The sequence below is a fragment of the Carnobacterium sp. genome (assembly GCF_045617425.1).
Taxonomy (GTDB): Bacteria; Bacillota; Bacilli; order Lactobacillales; family Carnobacteriaceae; genus Carnobacterium_B.
In genome coordinates, this window is the sequence record NZ_JAZLIO010000017.1 from 19,337 (window position 1) to 38,874 (window position 19,538).

At 34.0% G+C, this 19,538-nt stretch carries 18 protein-coding genes; 7 read left to right on the forward strand and 11 right to left on the reverse strand.

All coding sequences use genetic code 11. The features are described 5' to 3' along the window. Nucleotides 1–99 precede the first annotated feature (99 nt). The 3 genes from ACKI3H_RS09375 to ACKI3H_RS09385 all read left to right on the forward strand — a co-directional run bounded on the left by ACKI3H_RS09375 (nt 100) and on the right by ACKI3H_RS09385 (nt 3,207). Nucleotides 100–1,419, forward strand: a complete 1,320-nt coding sequence (locus tag ACKI3H_RS09375) for an ABC transporter substrate-binding protein (protein WP_407371988.1) — start codon at nt 100–102, stop codon at nt 1,417–1,419. A gap of 72 nt (nt 1,420–1,491) precedes the next feature. Further along, nucleotides 1,492–2,364 (forward strand): carbohydrate ABC transporter permease, encoded by an 873-nt coding sequence (locus ACKI3H_RS09380; protein WP_407371989.1) that lies wholly within the window; start codon nt 1,492–1,494, stop codon nt 2,362–2,364. A gap of 27 nt (nt 2,365–2,391) precedes the next feature. After that, complete coding sequence (locus tag ACKI3H_RS09385) at nt 2,392–3,207, forward strand: carbohydrate ABC transporter permease (RefSeq protein ID WP_407371990.1); 816 nt, start codon at nt 2,392–2,394, stop codon at nt 3,205–3,207. A gap of 79 nt (nt 3,208–3,286) precedes the next feature. Here the strand turns inward: ACKI3H_RS09385 and ACKI3H_RS09390 are convergent, their stop codons facing one another. From ACKI3H_RS09390 to ACKI3H_RS09410, 5 genes are all read right to left on the reverse strand, one after another. Next, nucleotides 3,287–5,104 (reverse strand): DUF4153 domain-containing protein, encoded by a 1,818-nt coding sequence (locus tag ACKI3H_RS09390; RefSeq protein ID WP_407371991.1) that lies wholly within the window; start codon nt 5,102–5,104, stop codon nt 3,287–3,289. A 138-nt stretch (nt 5,105–5,242) separates the two neighbouring features. Further along, nucleotides 5,243–6,043 (reverse strand): formate/nitrite transporter family protein, encoded by an 801-nt coding sequence (locus ACKI3H_RS09395; protein WP_407371992.1) that lies wholly within the window; start codon nt 6,041–6,043, stop codon nt 5,243–5,245. A 228-nt stretch (nt 6,044–6,271) separates the two neighbouring features. Next, on the reverse strand, nt 6,272–6,916 hold the full coding sequence (locus ACKI3H_RS09400) for a class I SAM-dependent methyltransferase (protein ID WP_407371993.1): 645 nt from the start codon (nt 6,914–6,916) through the stop codon (nt 6,272–6,274). A 5-nt stretch (nt 6,917–6,921) separates the two neighbouring features. Then, nucleotides 6,922–8,079, reverse strand: a complete 1,158-nt coding sequence (locus tag ACKI3H_RS09405; protein ID WP_407371994.1) for a cystathionine gamma-synthase — start codon at nt 8,077–8,079, stop codon at nt 6,922–6,924. Between the two features lie 13 nt (nt 8,080–8,092). After that, a complete protein-coding gene (locus tag ACKI3H_RS09410; RefSeq protein ID WP_407371995.1) occupies nt 8,093–9,007 on the reverse strand; it encodes a PLP-dependent cysteine synthase family protein in 915 nt (304 codons plus the stop codon). 543 nt (nt 9,008–9,550) lie between these two features. Between ACKI3H_RS09410 and ACKI3H_RS09415 the strand changes: the two genes are divergently transcribed. Next, entirely contained in the window at nt 9,551–9,982 is a 432-nt protein-coding gene (locus ACKI3H_RS09415; protein WP_407371996.1) for a GNAT family N-acetyltransferase, read from the forward strand. Nucleotides 9,983–10,028: 46 nt separating this feature from the next. On the opposite strand, the gene ACKI3H_RS09420 is transcribed toward ACKI3H_RS09415, so the two are convergent. The 5 genes from ACKI3H_RS09420 to ACKI3H_RS09440 form a co-directional block, all read right to left on the reverse strand. Next, nucleotides 10,029–10,595, reverse strand: a complete 567-nt coding sequence (locus ACKI3H_RS09420; RefSeq protein ID WP_407371997.1) for a DsbA family protein — start codon at nt 10,593–10,595, stop codon at nt 10,029–10,031. Nucleotides 10,596–10,727: 132 nt separating this feature from the next. Beyond that, the gene (locus tag ACKI3H_RS09425; protein WP_407371998.1) at nt 10,728–11,990 is read right to left on the reverse strand and encodes a chloride channel protein; all 1,263 of its coding nucleotides are present in this window, start codon (nt 11,988–11,990) and stop codon (nt 10,728–10,730) included. 122 nt (nt 11,991–12,112) lie between these two features. After that, complete coding sequence (locus tag ACKI3H_RS09430) at nt 12,113–12,826, reverse strand: DUF975 family protein (RefSeq protein WP_407371999.1); 714 nt, start codon at nt 12,824–12,826, stop codon at nt 12,113–12,115. A gap of 110 nt (nt 12,827–12,936) precedes the next feature. Then, the gene (locus ACKI3H_RS09435; RefSeq protein WP_407372000.1) at nt 12,937–13,944 is read right to left on the reverse strand and encodes a glycosyltransferase family 2 protein; all 1,008 of its coding nucleotides are present in this window, start codon (nt 13,942–13,944) and stop codon (nt 12,937–12,939) included. A gap of 90 nt (nt 13,945–14,034) precedes the next feature. Beyond that, nucleotides 14,035–14,820: an SDR family oxidoreductase gene (locus ACKI3H_RS09440; protein WP_407372001.1), complete on the reverse strand. Its 786-nt coding sequence runs from the start codon at nt 14,818–14,820 to the stop codon at nt 14,035–14,037. 240 nt (nt 14,821–15,060) lie between these two features. On the opposite strand from ACKI3H_RS09440, the gene ACKI3H_RS09445 reads away from it, so the two are divergent. Both ACKI3H_RS09445 and ACKI3H_RS09450 read left to right on the forward strand, forming a co-directional pair. Next, nucleotides 15,061–16,296 carry a carbamoyl phosphate synthase-like protein gene (locus tag ACKI3H_RS09445; protein ID WP_407372002.1) on the forward strand — a complete coding sequence of 412 codons (1,236 nt, stop codon included), beginning with the start codon at nt 15,061–15,063 and terminating at the stop codon, nt 16,294–16,296. A 24-nt stretch (nt 16,297–16,320) separates the two neighbouring features. Continuing rightward, nucleotides 16,321–17,025 (forward strand): amino acid racemase, encoded by a 705-nt coding sequence (locus tag ACKI3H_RS09450; protein ID WP_407372003.1) that lies wholly within the window; start codon nt 16,321–16,323, stop codon nt 17,023–17,025. A 43-nt stretch (nt 17,026–17,068) separates the two neighbouring features. Here ACKI3H_RS09450 and pepV read toward each other — a convergent pair whose 3' ends face one another. Then, on the reverse strand, nt 17,069–18,469 hold the full coding sequence (pepV, locus tag ACKI3H_RS09455; protein WP_407372004.1) for a dipeptidase PepV: 1,401 nt from the start codon (nt 18,467–18,469) through the stop codon (nt 17,069–17,071). Nucleotides 18,470–18,656: 187 nt separating this feature from the next. Between pepV and ACKI3H_RS09460 the strand changes: the two genes are divergently transcribed. Further along, complete coding sequence (locus ACKI3H_RS09460; RefSeq protein WP_407372005.1) at nt 18,657–19,493, forward strand: NAD(P)H-hydrate dehydratase; 837 nt, start codon at nt 18,657–18,659, stop codon at nt 19,491–19,493. Nucleotides 19,494–19,538 lie beyond the last annotated feature (45 nt).

Below are 19,538 nucleotides of genomic sequence, written 5' to 3' on the forward strand. Positions count from 1 at the left end.
ATTCTTTTTCTTTCATTCTATTTTATCCTTTGTCAAAACAGTTCTTTTTACTATACTTTTTTTATTTACTTAATTTATAAATAATTAGGGGGAGTAATCATGAAAAAGAAATCTTTTATGTTGGTTAGTAGTCTATTTACAGTTGCAATGTTAACTGCTTGCTCAGGCTCATCTGAATCTGGAGGTGAATCAGATGAATTTGCAAGTCCAGATGATTCAACTTTAACGGTATGGGCTTGGGATGCAAACTTCAACATTCCCATTATGGAACGTGCTGGAGAATACTACATGGAAGATGGTAATGAAGAATTTAATTTAGATGTAGTTGAGATGTCAAATGAAGATACTATACAAAAACTTGTCTCTGGATTTACTTCAGGTGTTTCAGAAGGGTTACCCGATATCGTATTAGTAGAAGACTATGCTGCTCAAAATTTTTTAATCAACTATGAAGGTAAATTTGCTGAGTTATCCGATGAAATCGATTTTTCTCAATTTGCTCCCTATAAAGTTGAGGCGGTTACCCATAATGATGGGGTTTATGCTATTCCGTTTGATTCTGGTTCAGCTGGTCTTTATTACCGCACTGATTATTTAGCGGAAGCAGGATATACCGAAGAAGACATGCAAAATTTAACGTGGTCCAAATTTGTTCAAATTGGTAAAGACGTGAAAGATAAGACCGGGAAGTGGTTTGTAGCCTTTATTCCAAATCGAGGAACACACTACATTCAGATGGCTATGCAATCAGCAGGTGTCTGGTACTTTGATGAAGATGGAACAATATTTCTGAAAGACAATCCTGTCGTTCGAGAAATGGCCGAAATATTAAAAGAAATTGAAAAAAATGATTTAGCCAAACCGGTGGATTACTTTGCACCCGAAGGTATCGGAGCTGTAACGAGTGGCGAAGTTGCTGCAGTTAATTCAGCCGTTTGGTATTCCGCTACCATTAAGTCTGCCGAAGATCAAGTTGGAAAATGGGCTTACACAAATATTCCGTTATTAGAAACTGTTGAAAATGCTACACCTTACTCAAATCTTGGGGGTTCTAGTTGGTTTATCTTAGAAGATTCGCCAAACAAAGAACTTGCTATTGAATTTCTTAAATCTGAATTTGCAGGTAATGATGAATTTTACCAAGAAATTCTTGTAGATAATGGGGCGGTTGGTACTTATCTTCCATCTCAAACAGGTGAAGCCTATCAGTATGAAGACCCCTACTTTAACGATGCTCAAATCTATAAAGATTTTTCTAGTTGGGCGGAAGAAATTCCTGGAGTAGATTATGGAGTTAATACCAGCATAGCTTACGAAGCCTTAAGATCTGTTTTACAAGATTACTTTGATGATAAATTGACCTTAGATGAAATGCTTGAACAAGCTGAAGATTATTACAATATGCAAATAGGAGAATAATTTTTTTAGACTGCAGTCAGTATTATTCTTACTGACCGCAGTCTTTTCTTAATATGTATGGAGGTGAAACTTATGAAATCAAAACAGGAATCAAAAAGATCTGATTTATGGAAATTTATATCTTTTGCCGTTATCTTCAGTTCAGTATTTTTGCTTTACCCTATTTTTTATTCTATTTATATCTCCTTTCACAACTATAAAGGTCTTAATTCAGTCTTTACTGGATTTGGAAATTATATTCGCATGTTTCAAGATGACGTCTTTGGAAAAGCATTAATGAACAATTTTATTTATTTGATTTTCCAAGTTCCTATTATGCTACTATTAGGATTACTTTTAGCTTTCCTTTTAAATTCACCTAATTTAAAAGGAAAAACCTTTTTTAGATTAGCTATTTTTTTGCCTTGTGTTACCTCTTTAGTTTCCTATGCAGTTCTATTTAAAATGATGTTTCAAGTTAGTGGAGTCGTTAATAATTTTCTGCTGACAATTGGATTGATTCAATCTCCCATTGATTGGCTAAATAGTCCTTTTTGGGCAAAAGTTACCATCATTATTGCTTTATGTTGGAGATGGACAGGTTATAATATGGTCTTTTATCTTGCTGGTCTTCAAAATATATCCGTAGATACTTTAGAAGCTGCTGAAATAGATGGAGCAAATGCTTTCCAGAAATTTTTTCGAGTTGTTATCCCACAACTTAAACCTGTTATTGTTTTTACAACTATTACTTCAACTATTGGTACGATACAGTTATTTGATGAAGTAGTAAATTTAACCGGTGGTGGACCATCAAACGAAACATTAACTGCAGCTCAACTGATTTACAACCATTCCTTTGTCTATACTTCCAACTTTGGTTACTCCGCTACTTTATCTTGGGCATTAGTAGTCATCGTAGCTATACTATCCATTATTCAATTAACTATTACAAATCGAAAATAATTTCATATTAGTCAGGGGTGTAGAAGTATGAAATCAAAATCATTAACTTTTTTTAAATATACTTTTTTAATTATCTGTTCATTTATTTCCGTATTCCCTTTTTATTGGATGATTGCAGGAGCAACAAATACCTCTAATCAGATTGCTGAAGGAAAGCTTTCTCTAGGAACTCATTTTTTAAACAATCTTAGTGAATTACTAGGTGCTTACAACATTCCGTTGATTATGTGGAACTCGCTAAAAATTTCTCTCGTCACTGTTGTACTAAGCTTGTTAGTTACCTCAATGGCTGCTTTTGGTTTTGAAAAATTCAACACTCGTAGAAGTGAACTCATCTACTCTATCCTTTTACTGTTTATGATGATTCCATTTGCTACTCTCGTCATTCCATTGTTTAAAATGATGGCTGGACTGAATTTAGTTAACCAACATTTAGCTGTGATTTTGCCTTATATCTCTAATATTTTTCTTATTTTTTTCTTTAGACAAAGCTTTAAATCATTTCCAGATGATATTATGGATTCAGGAAAAATAGAAGGTGCTGGAAATTATACAATTTTCTTTAAGTTGGTTTTTCCAATGATGAAATCAACTTATGCAGCAGCTGCTATTTATGCCTTCATGAATTCATGGAATAGTTACTTATTACCTTTAATCATCTTACAGACTGAAGACAAATACACAATGACTCTTCTGATCTCTGGCCTTTCTTCAGCTTCTTATGTAGCCAATTACGGCGTTCAAATGATGGCCATCGTCATTGCTACTCTTCCAACCTTAATTCTTTTTTTGATGATGCAAAAGAGTTTCGTTGCCGGAATGACAGGTTCTTTAAAAAACTAATTATTTTTCGTTCAGCTCTAATTAATCAACCAAAAAACGTGATCGATTCCTAAAGAATCGATCACGTTTTTCACCTTATTTATTTGATATCAATAAATAGATAAAATTCAGCATCATACTGACTGTCGTAAATATTAATAGAGGTAAATACTATAGTCATTTCAGCTTCTTCATTCTCAGTTTTCACTGTTGCTTCATTAATTGTGAGCATATTCTCAGTTTCACTAGTCGAAGCAACTTCCTCCATTGTTGCTTGAAGATCAATGCTCATAATAGACTCATCACTTTCATCACTTTCATCACTTTCATCACTTAAAATAAGACTTTCTTTTCCATCTATTTCTTCAGTGTATACTGTATATCCCTCATTATCCACTTCAACCTCAATTCTTGGTTGTATGCTGGAATCATAGTAAGAAAAGATAAGCATCTTATCGTACTCTTCAATTGAAATCACAGGACTATCTTCCAAATCTAATGAAGCATAATAAGAGTCTTGCACAGATTGTTCATTCAAAAAACCGTTTTCGTCATAGATAGGTTGAAAACCAAATACCTCTTCAAATTGATAGGATAGTAACTGATTATAGGGCGCCAACCACTCGATTTCTTCATTGTAATCCATACTTATTAAATAATAGACCATTTGACTGATTTTGATTTTATCCTCTTTAGGAATAGCAGCATTTGGAACAATGGAATTTCCTTCCAACATCTGATTTTGTTCAAGTGTGCTTTCTAATAAATTCGTTTGTGACACACGGCTAATAGTGAATGCATCAATTGGCGGTACAATTGAAATCAACGAAAGTATCATAAGTACCACTGCAACCCAGCCATTTTTTCGAATAGGTAAAATACTGAACAGAACTCCAGCTATTGTAGCAAATAAGCCAAACATAATAACGTAATAGCGTCCATAAGTTAATCCTGTCTCTTGAATTCTTAAAACAGATGCAATCGTTTGGAATAAAACAATGGGAATCAAAACTTTCGGAAAAATTTTTCTAAAAAGAATAGCTGACTTTGTTTCTATATTGCTTGCTAAAACATACACTACTATAACCGTAATCGAATAAGAAACCAATATGGGCTCTAGCAAATTATTGATCCAAAATTCTCCCGTAATATTTTGTAAAAGATAGATCAATAAAATAACTGTAAAAATTGTTGTTAACGGAATGATGATATATGAAATCAACAGTTCAAGCATCTTAGGAACTGAAACGTCACTTTTTAGTTGTTTCAGTTTAGCTGTCAGTTCTTTAGGTGTTAAAGATGATTCATCCTTTTTGCTTAAATATAAAGGTGTATAAGATAGAAAAAAGATAGGTGCAAATAACGAAAGCACTAAGTTAACTGCATGCAAATTCACTTTATAATTTACTGAAAATAGTAACTGATTAATTGCTAATAGAATAAATCCAATTCCTGCATACAAAACAAGTGTGAATAAGACTGTCGTAAAAAAAGCTTTAAAAGCGGATAAATAACTTTCATTAAACGTAATTTCATTTTTTATAGTCGGAACCCATATAAATGCAATAGTTAGTATAAAAAAGATAATACCTGTTTTAATAGTCCTCTCAAGATCATAGTCAGCTGCAGAACCAACTGTAAAATAATAAACGATTGTTAAAATAATTGCACCAAACATCAATAGGATGCGTTGCGAATTTTTTTCAAAAAAGCGTTCGTAAATTTGTTGTGCTACCGCACTCAAAAATATACCAACTAGTAAACTATAAACATAGCTTGGATAAGTATCTGTTTCTTGCTGAATCAAATAAGCATTCAGCACTGCAAGAGCAAGTAAAAATACAACTGTTAACGGATACCTTCTGCTCGCTTGAATGATTCCTTGAAACTTATCCTGTATATTCTTTACCAATTTCATCATTCATCACTCCTTTTTTACTTATTGACCCTTATTATGTAGTTAATCTTTATCTTCTGTCAATCATTAGTCCTACTCAATAAGTATACAAAAAAAAAACTGACACCATCGTATCAGTTTTTCCTACATTGCTATTCTTTAATCAACATACTCTGTTTGGTCTTTATTCAACCAAGAGTACAGCAATCCAATCACTAATGCTCCACCAACATAATTACCTAGTAAAGCTAAGATCCAATTTATTGCTACAGCTCCTATGGTCATACCTGGAACCGTTCCGCCAGAAGCAAAGAAAGCCAATGAGAACGATGAAAAATTCGCAATAACGTGTTCAAAACCTAAATAAGCAAAAATAAAGATAATAAAAATCATGGCAATGATTTTTCCAGCATCATCTTTCATTCGTATGGTACAAAAGACAGCTGTATTAACAATAATATTTGCAAATATACCTTCAGAAAAAACTTGTAAAGGAGTTTTAGCTAGTTTTCCAGCCACTGCTGTGAAAAGATAATGATCGCTCGGAAGAGCATGGAACTTATATGTGAAAGATATAACTAAACTTGCAATAATTCCACCAATTAAGTTGAATAAAATACAATAAAATAATATCGCTAACGCTTTTTTAGGCTTTAGCCACTTCCGTTGGACCGCAACTGTCATATACATCATATTTGAAGTCCCTAATTCAGCATTCATATAAATAATCATGACGAGTGACCAACTAAACATAAACGCATAAAGCATTTTACCTAGGCCAGGCACAATCTCTTCACCTGCTTGGCCAATCATCACAGCAACTGCTGTTCCCAATGTTAAGAATAAACAAGCTAACATCGCACGTACAAAATAACGTGATTTACTGTTATCAAATAAATTTTGTTTTTTCATAATACTTTTTTCAATGTTGTACATTAAGCCAGTGTTTTGAGTTTCCATTATTTATTTACCACCTTTAGTTTGTTATCTTTTTAACAATATAATTATTATACCGCATTTAAAATCATTTAAAAGAAGAAATACGCTTTCACAAACTTTTTTTTTGGGATAAACGTCAAATTTTATTCACGACTACTGATTGTTGTTAAAACTATTTACTAATAGGAAATCTAAAAAGAAAAATAAAACGACACTAAATGAATTAGTGTCGTTTTGTTTCTTCAATATTTAAACTTGTTTCTCACCTTCAACTATCCAAACGTATTCATTCATTTGCTCAATAGATACGTTAAATCCTGCTAGATTGAACAGATTTAATAAAGTTGGAATGAGAGTATAATATTCTCGTTCTAAATCATCTGCTAATGTATAAAATTTATGTTCTTTAGCCTGTACAATTTTTTGATTGAGGACTTCTTGTGATTCAAACATCGTATCGGCAAAGACAACTTTGCCTCCTTTTTCAAGTTGATCAGCGTACTTCTTCAAAGCAATTCCTTTTTCTGTATCTGTCAAATGATGGAACACATAGGAACTAACAATGGTATCCACTTGCCTTGTCGGTTTTGGATAGTTTTGTAAATCCCCATCATAAATCATGATTTCACTTGGTAACTTCTTTTTAGCTAATTCACGCATTTCTTTAGAAGGTTCTATTGGGAAAACCCATTTGCCTGACGAGAGTAAACGCTGCGTTAGATTTCCAGTTCCAATCCCAAATTCTAAAACATTCATTCCACTTCTTTGAACAATCTCTTTCAAGATATTACTGTATCCTTCAAAAACAGCTTTGTATTCTGGGTCATTCCCTTCAACAAAATCATCATAGTCACTTGACCAGTCTGTAAAAATATCTAAAAATTCACGTCCCATACTTTTTATTCTCCTTTGTTTTTCGATACAAATGCTAATGCTTGATCCAAGTCATCAATGAGATCTTCTATATCTTCTAAACCAACGGACAAACGAACCAATTCATCTTTTATTCCTGATTTTAAACGAACTTCTTTCGGAATAGATCCATGTGTCATCAAAGCAGGTATTTCAATCAAACTTTCAACTGCTCCCAAGCTTTCGGCTAGTGTGATGATCATTAGTTTTTCGACAAAGTTCTTAGCAGAAAATCCTTCTTTTAATTCAAATGAAATCATTCCACCAAAACCACTCATTTGTTTTTTAGCAATCTCATGACCCTGATGGTTCTCTAATCCGGGGTAATAGACTTTTTCAATACTCGAATGATCGATTAGGTATCGCACTACTTCCTGAGCATTTTTTTCATGTTCTTCCATTCTGATGCCTAACGTTTTAATCCCTCTTTGTAAAATCCAGCTATCTTGCGGCCCTAAAATTCCGCCGATTGCATTTTGTAAAAAGCCAATTTTATCAGCTAGTTCTTCATTGTTCGTCGTAACTAATCCTGCAACAATATCGCTATGTCCGCCTAAGTATTTAGAGGCACTATGAACAACAATATCTGCTCCTAGTGTAAGCGGACGTTGATGATAAGGCGTAGCAAAAGTATTGTCAACAATCGTTATCAAGTTAGATTCTTTTGCAATTTTAGCTACAGCCTCGATATCGGTTATTTTTAGCAAAGGATTGGTTGGTGTCTCTAAAAAAATTGCTTTAGTTTCTGGACGAATAGCTGGTTCAATAGTGCTTAAATCACTTGTATCTACCGTGGTAAATGTTATTCCAAGATGCACAAGTACTTTATTCATTAAACGATACGTTCCTCCATAAATATCATCTCCCACAATGATATGGTCTCCTTTAGAAAATAATGACAGCACCGTATGTGTCCCTGCTGAACCTGACCCAAAAGCAAAACCTCTAACGCCTTCTTCTAAGTCCTTGATTAATTCTTCTACTGCAAAACGAGTAGGATTTCCTGTTCTTGAATACTCATACCCTTTGTGTTTGCCTACTTTTTCTTGTTTATAGGTTGATGTTTGATGAATGGGTACATTTACCGAACCTGTTGCTTCATCATGACTGATACCACCATGGATTAACTTCGTTTTCATTTTCATTTTTGACACTCTCCTATTGATATATTTTTTTGCTTAAATAACGCTCACTACTGTCTGGGAAAATTGTAATGATCGTGCTTCCTTCAGGTAACACTTTGGCTTCTCTTAAACAGGCAGCAAACGCTGCTCCGCTTGAACTTCCAACAAACAACCCATTTTTTGCGGCTAACTGTTTAACATAGTAAAAAGCTTCCTCATCAGAAATCGTATAAACGTGATCAATTAATGAATTATCTAAAAACTTAGGTATGAATTCCATTCCTATCCCTTCTGTTTTATGTCCATGAGGCATTCCACCACCTAGAATCGATCCTTCAGGTTCAACGATAAGTGTACGGGTCAAAGAATTGTTTTCTTTTAAATAAGCTGCAGTTCCAATAAAAGTTCCACCACTACCTGCCCCAGCTACAAAAGAATGAATCACTTGCCCATCCATATCTTTTATAATTTCTGGTCCAAGGGTTTCATAATAAGTTAATGGATTCGCTTGATTTTCAAATTGCATTGGGATATAGCTATTCTTAATTTCTTCAGCCAACGATTGGGCTTTTTTTATTGCTCCAATCATGCCTTTTTCAGTAGGTGTAAAAATTAATTCCGCTCCAAGGGCCTTCATTAATTCTTGTTTTTCTTGACTAAATTTCTCTGGTACTGTAAAAACAACTCTTAATCCAAATTCTTGAGCTGCTAATGCTAACCCAATGCCTGTATTCCCGGCAGTGGGTTCAATAATCGTTGTATTTTTGTTTATTAGCCCTGTATCAAGAGCTGTTTTTATTAATTTGACTCCTAAGCGATCTTTGATGCTTCCACCAGGATTGAACATTTCTAATTTTGCAAATATTTTACTCTTATTTGGTAGGTCGAAACCTTGAATTTCTAACAATGGAGTGTTTCCTATCAAGTCTTGTGTTTTTCTGAATAGCATATTTTTTCTCCTTATCTTTATTCTCAATTTCTAAAAAAGGGACAAAAAAAGTGCATGAGTTTTACACTCATGCACAAATCATCTAATTTAATTTAGTTTCTTCTAATGAAAGCCATTTCAATACACCTACTCATAAACTGTTTCCTAACAGCAATTCATCAAGTATAGCAAATAGTTGTGTTCACAAAAAAGAAGAAGCTTGATTAAAAGATGTCACTTGTCGACATGAGTGGTCTATACAACATAAACAACAACACACGTCTAAACAGTTCATCTTTTTCATTAGGCTTCTTCCTTTCTTAATTTATTTTTTTACTTCAGTGTAAGTGAAGTCTTACATCGGTATAGACACATACTATCAATCCATTTATTATTTGTCAACTAAATAATAAATAAACCTAGACCAATTTCACTATTCTGCCCTACAGTTATTTTAAAAAACATGATTGCAATACGGAGGTTTTTTTGAGAAAATATACAAGGAAGAATAGTTGCAGCGTTTAGTAACACTTCCTATAATCCAAAGCGACAGGAGCTACCTTTATGTGGACATACAAAACGTTTGATGAATTGACCAAAGAAGAACTGTATTTATTTTTAAAAGAACGCAGTGCAATTTTTGTTTTTGAGCAACAATCTCCTTACCAGGACATTGATGGTAGAGATCCTGACAGCATACATATTTCTTATATTGAGGATGGAGATTTACTTGCTTATTCCCGCATATTCGTCACTGATAATGGAAATATTCGTATAGGACGTGTTCTCGTTACAGAAAAGAGTCGCGGAAAAGGCTTTGCTCGTACATTATTCCATAATGCACTAACCTATTGCCAAGAGCATTACCCAGAAAAAGCAATTGAATTAAATTCTGAAGAATACATCAAAGATTTCTATGCTTCATTTGGCTTTAAAGAAATCGCGGATCCTTACCTTGAATCCGGTGTTATCCACGTCACCATGTTACTAGAATAAAATGAGGCTGAACTACACTTACTTAGAGTAGTTCAGCCTCATTTTTTTAAACTAACTGATACAAATCTTCTGCTGTGACAAATCTTTCTATTAATGTTGCTTTTTTTTCGTCACCTGTTGTTATCAATAAACAGGATGGTGTATCTGTTGCTCCCATAGAACTTGAAACATCTTGGTCAAGATCAAATAGATATTGAACAAACGGAGAATGGAAATCAAACAAGAACGTTTCCATATCTAAATTAGCCTGTTCAGCTGACTCAATTAGTAAATCTTTTGAAAGACCTTTTTTTTGAATAATCATTTTTTGTTGAATAGCCAGTAAAAATTCTCTACCTTTTTTCTTTCCTTGGATAGTAGCTGCGATAAAAGCCAACGATAAGTGAAAACTTTCATTATATAGCTTATTCCATACTGCTATTTCAGTTGGAAAATCATTTTCTTTCATATATCGGTAAAGAGTCTGCTTGTTGAGATAAGGATAAATTGTTATTTGTGTGTTTTCTTCATAAGCATCCACAAACTTAAGCACTTCATCTTCCATTTTCAAAGAAGCTTTACAAATTGGATTAACAAATAAGAAAATTTCAACTTGCTTAGTTCTTTCTACCATAAAATGAATCACCTCAATTCCATATCAACCTATGCTTATATAGTAACAGTAATCGGCTTTCACTAAAAATCATTTGCTCAATACTGCATGGAGGGTAGGTTTTTGAGTTCTCTTTTCCCAATTTTGATAATGTTATTCCTCTTCAAAAAGAGTTCCTTTACGTAAGTAGACTTGCTGAGTTTCGTAAATACCTTGATTACCTGAAAAGAGATAACTGATTACACATGTCAAAAAGAGATAAGGCAATGCTCCAGAACCAAAAATTTCTAATCCCATAACAAAACAGGCAACTGGTGTATTGCTTGCAGCTGCAAAAACACCAATAAATCCAAGCCCTGCTAAAAAAGGAATCGAAATATGGAAAAGCTGAGCGAGTGTACTGCCTAAAGTGGCCCCAATCGTAAATAAAGGTGTCACTTCTCCTCCTTGAAACCCAGAACCTAATGTAACAGCTGTAAAAATTAATTTACCCAAGGAATCAAACGGACCACTTCCCCCTAGAAACGCTTGGTCAATTAAAGGCAGACTTAGACCTAGAAACTCTCTAGTATCAACAAGGATAACAAGAAGAATAACGATTATTCCTCCAATAAAACTTTTTATGACCGGATTATTGAACCAGTTAGACATAATAACTTTTGTCATTCGTGTAGTCCAACTAAATAAACGTCCAGTAAATCCAAAAAGAATGGCTGCAATAACTATTTTAATAATAAGACCAGAAGTTGCTTCAGGTATAATCCCCATACTATAATGCGTATGCGAAACACCAAGAAAAGTCGTCACCCAATTGCCGACCAACGCTGCCCATAAGCTTGGAAATAGTGCCTCTTGACGGACAAAACCAATAGCTAATACCTCCATAGCAAATAATGTTCCAGCTATAGGGGTTCCAAAAACAGAACTAAAACCAGCACTCATTCCAGCAATTAATAAAATACGTCTTTCATTTTTTGCCATATGAAACACGCGACCTACCGCATCGGCCAATGTTCCTCCCATTTGGACCGCAGTACCTTCTCGTCCAGCAGACCCACCAAATAGATGGGTAACCAATGTTCCAAAAAGAGTAAGCGGAATCAGTCTTTTGGGAATCGATTCTACTTCCTTATTAGTACCACGAGCTTCTTGAATGATCAAGTTATTGCCTCGTATAGCATTGCCTCCTAGTTTCCAATACAACCCACTAATAACTGCTCCACCCAGTGGCAATAAATAAAGTAGCCAAGGAAATGTCATACGAGTATTTGTTACAAATGTTAAACTGATAAGAAAAAATGCGGATAAACTCCCTACTCCTATCCCTACTAAACTGCTATACCATAACCATTTAAAAAAATAGTACACTATTAGTACAATCTCTGTAGTTTTTAATTTTTTTAGTATAAGTACCATTAAAATCCCTCTTTATTTTCGCATTATATTCACTTTTTCATTTTACCATTAGTCCATAATAGTTTCCTATTTTATTTAAAAAAAGATGGACAGCCAGCCTTGGCGGTCCATCTTTCCTAAAATTAATTAGATTGAATCAAATCTTCATAAAATGCAACTTTTGTAGCATTTTGGTAAGGAAGTAGCCATAATAACCCTATACCTAGAGATAAAATAGATAGTATACCCCAACCTAAAAAACTTAGATCAAGGACAAAAAGACGCCACTTATGACCCTTCATTAAGTTTTTACTTTCCGTAATACAGTCTAGAGAAGAAATTTTTTCATTGGGTGATAGGTTAGAACGATCCTTATATATTAAGTAAGCTTGTGAGTACGCATACGATTTTATAATTCCTGGAATAATAAATAACAAGGTCCATAAAGTAGTAAAAATAGTGGATATAATATAAATCAACAGTACTCTAAGAAAATATTTTTTCGAAAATACTTGTAATCCCATTTTTACTGGTTGAATCTCCATACTGGGATTTCTAAACCAATCTAAAAATGTAAATGAAATACCCACTGTAAAGAGAGTTGATAAAATTCCGCTACCAATATTGCTTGTTCCATTTCCAGTTCCATCGTCAGACATCATAGAATTATTTACCCAATAATTAGAACCTGCATCAGAATAATTAACTAATGCAATTACCAAAGCTGCAAAGAGTAAAGTAATAAGGATTGAAATTATTGTTGGAATAATGTTCAATAGAATAGCATCTTTCCATCTTCCCTTAAGCAACGCTTTTGTATCATTTTTTAATTCACTTCTTGTTTTATAGTTTTGCATTTCTTCCAGCCTCCTCAGGCAGATGATTTCCTATAGTTTACCAAAAATGAATAGTGATTGTTATTTATTTTGAAATTTCAGTCAAAATAAATAACAACTTTTTCTTTTCATTACAAAGACTTATCTTCTGTCTCAGATGAATTTCCTATAATTCGCTTTTTTAGAATAGCTTTATAATTTTCTTTATACAAACTGTTATTATCCTGCAAGAATTTTATGCCAACTTTATAATAAATTGGAATTTTTTTATCGTTAGCTATTTCTTCTTGATAAAGCCGAATGTCTTGTTGAAGCCTTTGTTTAAAGACTTCAGTATCAATATTCTCAGGAGCCTGGCTTAATTTAAACCCTACAGAAATCATACTTTCCATCAGTTTTTGCAAACCTAAATGTTTTAACTGTGGAAAATCTATTTTTAGTAATGCGTATAAATGTTCTGTCTCGGTTAGAATATCATAATATTCTGGTGAAAAACTACTACTGACGATTGTATTCGAACTTCTCACATAATGATAACCAACTTCGCTTGTTATGACAGTTTTACTAGATTTTTTTGCTAATTGATAAGTGGTCACGATATCTTCAAAGATTTTTCCCTCTGGAAAAGCTATTTTTTGAAACAAACTATGATGATAAATTTTATTCCACGTATAGAAAGCTACCCCAGAAGAATTAAAAATCAGTTCAATGAGTTCATTTTTGTCAACGATAACTTTATTTTTATTTTTCTTTTTAGGTAGACTGATATTGCCGTATACTTTATCAAAATTCATGACATACAAAGTCATGTCTTTGTGTTGAACACTCGCTTCATAAAAGTTCAAAAAAGCCTCATTATCAAATCGATCGTCGCTATCAATAAAGGCAATAAAGTCACCTGAAGCTACTTCTATACCTTTATTTCTAGCTGCTGATAATCCTTTATTCTCTTGATGAACAACTTTAATACGCTTATCTGTTTTCGCTAATAGGTCACATATTTCTGGAGAACTGTCTGAAGAACCATCATTAATTAAGATCAGCTCAAATTCAGGATAACTTTGCTGCAATACACTTTTCACAGCATCTCCTAGGGATGAGCTTGTATTATACACCGGCATGATGACACTTATCAGCATTTTAGAACCTCCTTTAAAACGTTCAACTGCTTAAAATCTGTCCAGGTTACACTGAAAGTATAATTCAATAGTTTAAAATTAATCTTTTTGCTAAATCGCTTTGATACTTCCACCGTCGATCATTAAAGATGATCCAGTAACGTACGTATTTACATCTGATACAAGAAAAGCAACAAATTTTGCAAATTCTTCCGGTGTTCCATAACGGCCAAGTGGAATAGCTTCTTGAGCTTTTTTTGTAATTTCTTCCATAGATACATTTTTATTTTTAGCTGTAATTTCATCTAGAGTTGTTATACGATCTGTTGCTATTCGTCCTGGCGCAACCGTATTGATTAAAATATTAAATGGCCCTAACTCTTCTGCTAACGTTTTACTAAGACCAACAATTCCTAAACGAAACGTATTTGAAAGAATCAAATTCGAAATTGGTTGCTTGATGGAAGAAGAAGCAATATTAATAATCTTTCCTCCTTTTTCTTTTAAATCCGGCAAAACTGCTCGTATCGTTCGAATGTAGCTTAATAAATTTAAATGAAAAGCATTTTCCCAATCTTCATCTGAAAAATCTTCAAAAGAACCAGAGGGTGGCCCCCCAACATTATTAATCAAAATATCAATTTTGCCAAAATTTTTGTGTGTTTCTTCTATGAGTTGTTGAATGTCTTCGTTTTTAGTAAGATCAGTGGGGCAAAAGGCAATCTTTCCTTTTCCAAAAGTCATCAATTCCTTTTGAACCTTTTGTAGTTTTTCATAGTTTCGACTAGCGATCATAACATTCGTTCCTTCTTTTACTAATTCTGTCGCTATAGCTTTACCTAATCCTTGACTAGATGCCAATACTAAAGCTGTTTTACCTACCAAATTTAAATCCACTAAAACTCCTCCTGTTCTTTCATTCATCGTTTGTGTACTCTTATGTCATTTTTTCATAACCCAGCAAAAAAGTAAACTCTTTCCTTTTCGTCTCTTTTACATATCTTTCGCTTTTACCAGATAATCATGCTATAATTTTGTCATTTAAGAAAACGTTTTTATAAAATAGACCACTATCTTCGTTTGACATCCTCAATGCTTACTATCTCTTATCTTTTTCCTTGAAAGGACTGTTTACTTATGCCAACTGCTATTGAATTACAGCCTTTTATTCCCATTATTTTAGGAGGCAATCTAGGTGCCTATAGTACAGCAAGGTCATTTTATGAAGCTTACAAGACAACTTCTCTTGTTTTGTGTACGATGATTACTGGGCCTATAGATCATTCTATCTTTATTGACCATATAGTTGAGCCTAACATGATGCAACCAAAAGTTCTAGTTAACTTGTTAACCGATATTGAAGACCGCTACCCCAATAAAAGAAAAATCATTCTGGCCAGCACAGACAATTACGTTGAATTGATCATCAATCATAAAACGCTATTTCCTAATAGTTGTGTTATCCCTTATGTGGATAAAGAACTCTTTTATCCCGCAACAAATAAAGCAAGCTTTTATAAAATTTGTGAACAAGAAGGAGTTCCCTACCCTAAAACCTTAGTAATAACAGATTATGAAGCACAATTGCCATTTGATTTTCCAATTATCATCAAACCTACTGATAGTATGAAATACCATTCAATTGAATTTCCTGGTAAAGAAAAGGTTTATATTTGTAGAAATCAAGAGACTTACAAAAAAATCATCCAAAATATGAAAAATAATGGATACGATGATGAAATTATCTTGCAAGAGTATATTGCAGGAGATGATTCCTTTGTCGGAGTTGCTACTGTCTATTCTTCTCATAGGACAGGTGAAGTGAAAGTTATTTCGTTTGGCCAAACTCTACTTGAAGACCACACCCCATCAGCTATTGGAAATCACCTTGCTATTTTAACAAAAAATGACGATCAAATTGTTCGAGACGTAAAAAAATTGGTCAAAGCTACCGGATGGACTGGATTTTCTAATTATGATGTCAAATACGATTCGCGTGATCAAACATATAAATTTTTCGAACTGAATGCCCGCCTTGGACGCAGCAATTATTATGTGACTGCTGCCGGGGAAAATACCGCTATGTATTATGTTAAAGACTTTATTGAAAATAGTCCTATTGACTATTCTGTAGCAGATAAACAAATTCTGTATTCGACCGTTCCAAAAAAATTATTACTGGATAACATTCAATCAATAGAATTGAAAAAAATCGTCAAACAATTGTACAAATCCAAAGAAGTTTACCATCCTTTAGCAAGTCAAGAAGAACCAAGTATGAAACGAAAATTGTACGTAAATATTGCTACATTAAATTATTTCAAGAAGTTTAAAGCTTATCCTCAACTTACTCAACTTTATGATCCTATCTAATTAATAGAAAGGTCGGTCTTAGTCATGAAGAATTTCTTTGCTATTTTAGGCGGCATGGGTACATTGGCTACCACTAATTTTTTAATTGAATTAAACAAAAGGCACACCCCTACAAAGGATCAAGATTTTTTTAATTACATGTTGTTCAATCACGCTGAAATTCCTGATCGAACATCGTATATTCTTGATAATTCAGCCCCTAATCCCCTACCCGCATTATTAGCAGATATTGAGCAACTGAATGTCTTAAAACCTGACTTTATTGTTATGCCCTGTAACACTGCCCATTATTTTATTAACGATTTGACAGATGCAACCTCTATTCCTATCGTCAATATGATTAAAGAAACAGTAGCCTCGATCCCTTTAAATACTACAAAAAAAATCGGATTAGCGGTAACTCAAGGAACATTAGACAGTCAATTATACGAACGTGAACTTCTCTTTAATGGATATGAGGTTATCCTGCCCAATGCTACCTTGCAACATAAGATCAACGAATTAATTTATACTTATATAAAAGAACAAGCTATCATCAATCTCTTACTCTATGAAGAAATTCTCGAAGAATTTCAGCAATTGGGGAGCGATATTACACTGCTTGGATGCACCGAACTCTCCTTAACTAATAGCCATGATCCATTAAGAAAATTTCCAGTCATTGATGCTGAAAAAATACTCTTGGAACGAACTTATCAACTTGCCCAACAATTAAAAATGAAAGTTTAAAAAAACAAGATCTCTTTTGAGAGATCTTGTTTTTTTTAATTATTTATTTAATCAATTCGTAGATTGCTTCTGCGTATATACTCATTGCATTCATCAAGTCATCAATAGCCATAAATTCATTGGCTTGGTGCATTGTGTCAATACTGTTAGGAAACATTGCCCCATAAGCTACTCCACGCTCTAACAGGCGTCCATACGTTCCGCCACCGATTGTTTGTTCATGAGCCTCTAGACCAGTTTGTCTTTGGTAAACGTCTAGTAATGTTTTCACTAGTGGATCTTCAGCAGATACATAATGCGGCATTTGTTCTTTGCCTCGGCTAAGTGTTACTCCAAATTCAGCAAGCTTGCTTTCCATTTTGATTTCGATTCCTTCAGGTGTCACACCTTTAGGGAAACGAAAATTCACTGCAATCAATCCACCGTCTTCAGGTGTAAACGTAAATACCCCTGAATTCATTGTCACATCTCCCATAATGTCATCAATATAGTTCAATCCTATTTTTTCTGCTTTTGTATCTTCGTGTAAATATTCTGTTGTTAGTTGTAAGAAGTTTTTAGCATCTCCACCAAATGAATAGCGGTTTAAGAATGCAGCTAGATAAGTTCCAGCATTAACACCTAGATGTGGAGCCATACCATGAGCCGCTTTTCCTCCTACTTCAATCGTAACTTGATGACCAACTACTTTTATCGTTCCAGTAATTGGAGAAACTTCAACAAAATCATAAAAGTCTTTTTCAATTTGTTCAGCTTCTTGAGTTGTAAAAATAGCAGTAGCATCTTGTGGTACCATATTTTCACGCAAACCAGCATCAAAACTGATCAACTCATTTTTTCCACCCTTATTATTTCCTTTTGTATTAACATAGACAGTTAAGATTCCTTTTTCACCGTTAATGATAGGAAATTCTGCATCTGGTGAAAAACCAAAATCTGGAATCGGTTCATGTGCTAGATAATGATCCATGCACATCCAGCCGCTTTCTTCATCTGTTCCAATAATAAAGCGAATTTTTTTAGATACTGGAAGTTCTAAATCTTTAATCATTTTCAACGCATAATATGCAGCCACACCAGGTCCTTTATCGTCACTAGAACCACGAGCATAGATACGGTTATCTTTGATTACAGGACTAAATGGGTCAGTTTCCCATCCTGTTCCAACTGGTACTACATCCACGTGAGCAAAAACACCCATTGTTTCGTCTCCACCACCGTATTCAATATGCCCAGCTAAATTTCCCACGTTCTTAGTAACAAAGCCATCTCTTTCTCCTAAAGCCAAGAATGCTTCCAACGCTTTTTTCGGTCCCGGACCTACTGGTGCATCGGATGTAGCTTTTGTATCATCACGGACGCTGTCAATTTTAAGTAATTCTATTAAGTCTGCTAAAAAATCTTCTTTTCGATTAGCAGCTTCTTTTTTCCAATCAATTGCCATTTATACAACACTCCTTAATATTTTATCAACACGTCTATCATATCACTTTTCGATTCTAAGACCAACGACTAGTCTTAATTTTTATTCCACTATTGCTACAAAGAAAGATTCGTGCAAAAAATACCTATTCGTTCTATAATCAATTGGAACATATTACAAATTATTTGTCGTTAATGGAGGGTCTTAAGTGAAAGAAATAAATAGAGAAACAATTCAAGGTATGATCCCAAAAAGAAGTAAAGATAGCTATAAAGCTGATTATGGGCGTGTACTTGTGATAGGTGGGAATGAAGATATGGGTGGAGCAATTATCCTCACAGCTAGCTCGGCTGTCTATAGTGGGGCTGGATTAGTCACAGTGGCCACATCTAAGGTGAACCATGCCGCTTTACACGCTCGGCTTCCCGAAGCAATGGTAATTGACATGTACAATGAAGATCGTTTGCTTAAACAATTGTCAACAGCTACAGTAATCGTCATTGGACCTGGACTGGGTCTCTCTGCAGAGTCACTAAAAATTTTGAAGTCTGTTCTAGAGACTGTCACAAAAGAACAACGGTTGATTATTGACGGCAGCGCCATCGCCTTAATGGCTAAAAATAATTTAAAAACACCTGTAGCTAAAACAACATATACACCTCATTTAGGAGAATGGCAAAAACTCTCTCGCTTAAAACCTGCTGAGCAAAATGAGACTTTAAATATCCAAGCCAGAAAAGAACTAAAAGCGAACGTTGTTTTGAAACAATCTCGAACTGAAATTTATTTTTTAGATGAAGTTTGGAAAAATAGTGTTGGAAATCCTGCAATGGCAACTGGTGGCATGGGAGATACATTAGCCGGCATGATAGCAGGTTGTAGTGCTCAATTTAAAAATTATCGTTTTGCAATCATTACCGCTGTTTTTCTACACAGTAAACTTGGAGATGATTTAGCAAAAAAACAATATGTTGTGCTTCCTTCACAAATTATCGAGTCTATTCCTTTTGCAATGAAAGAATTTTCCACAAAATTTATTTTTTAAGGGTGTTCATCAAGCTAATTAAATTTTTGTCAAATAGTTATTTCT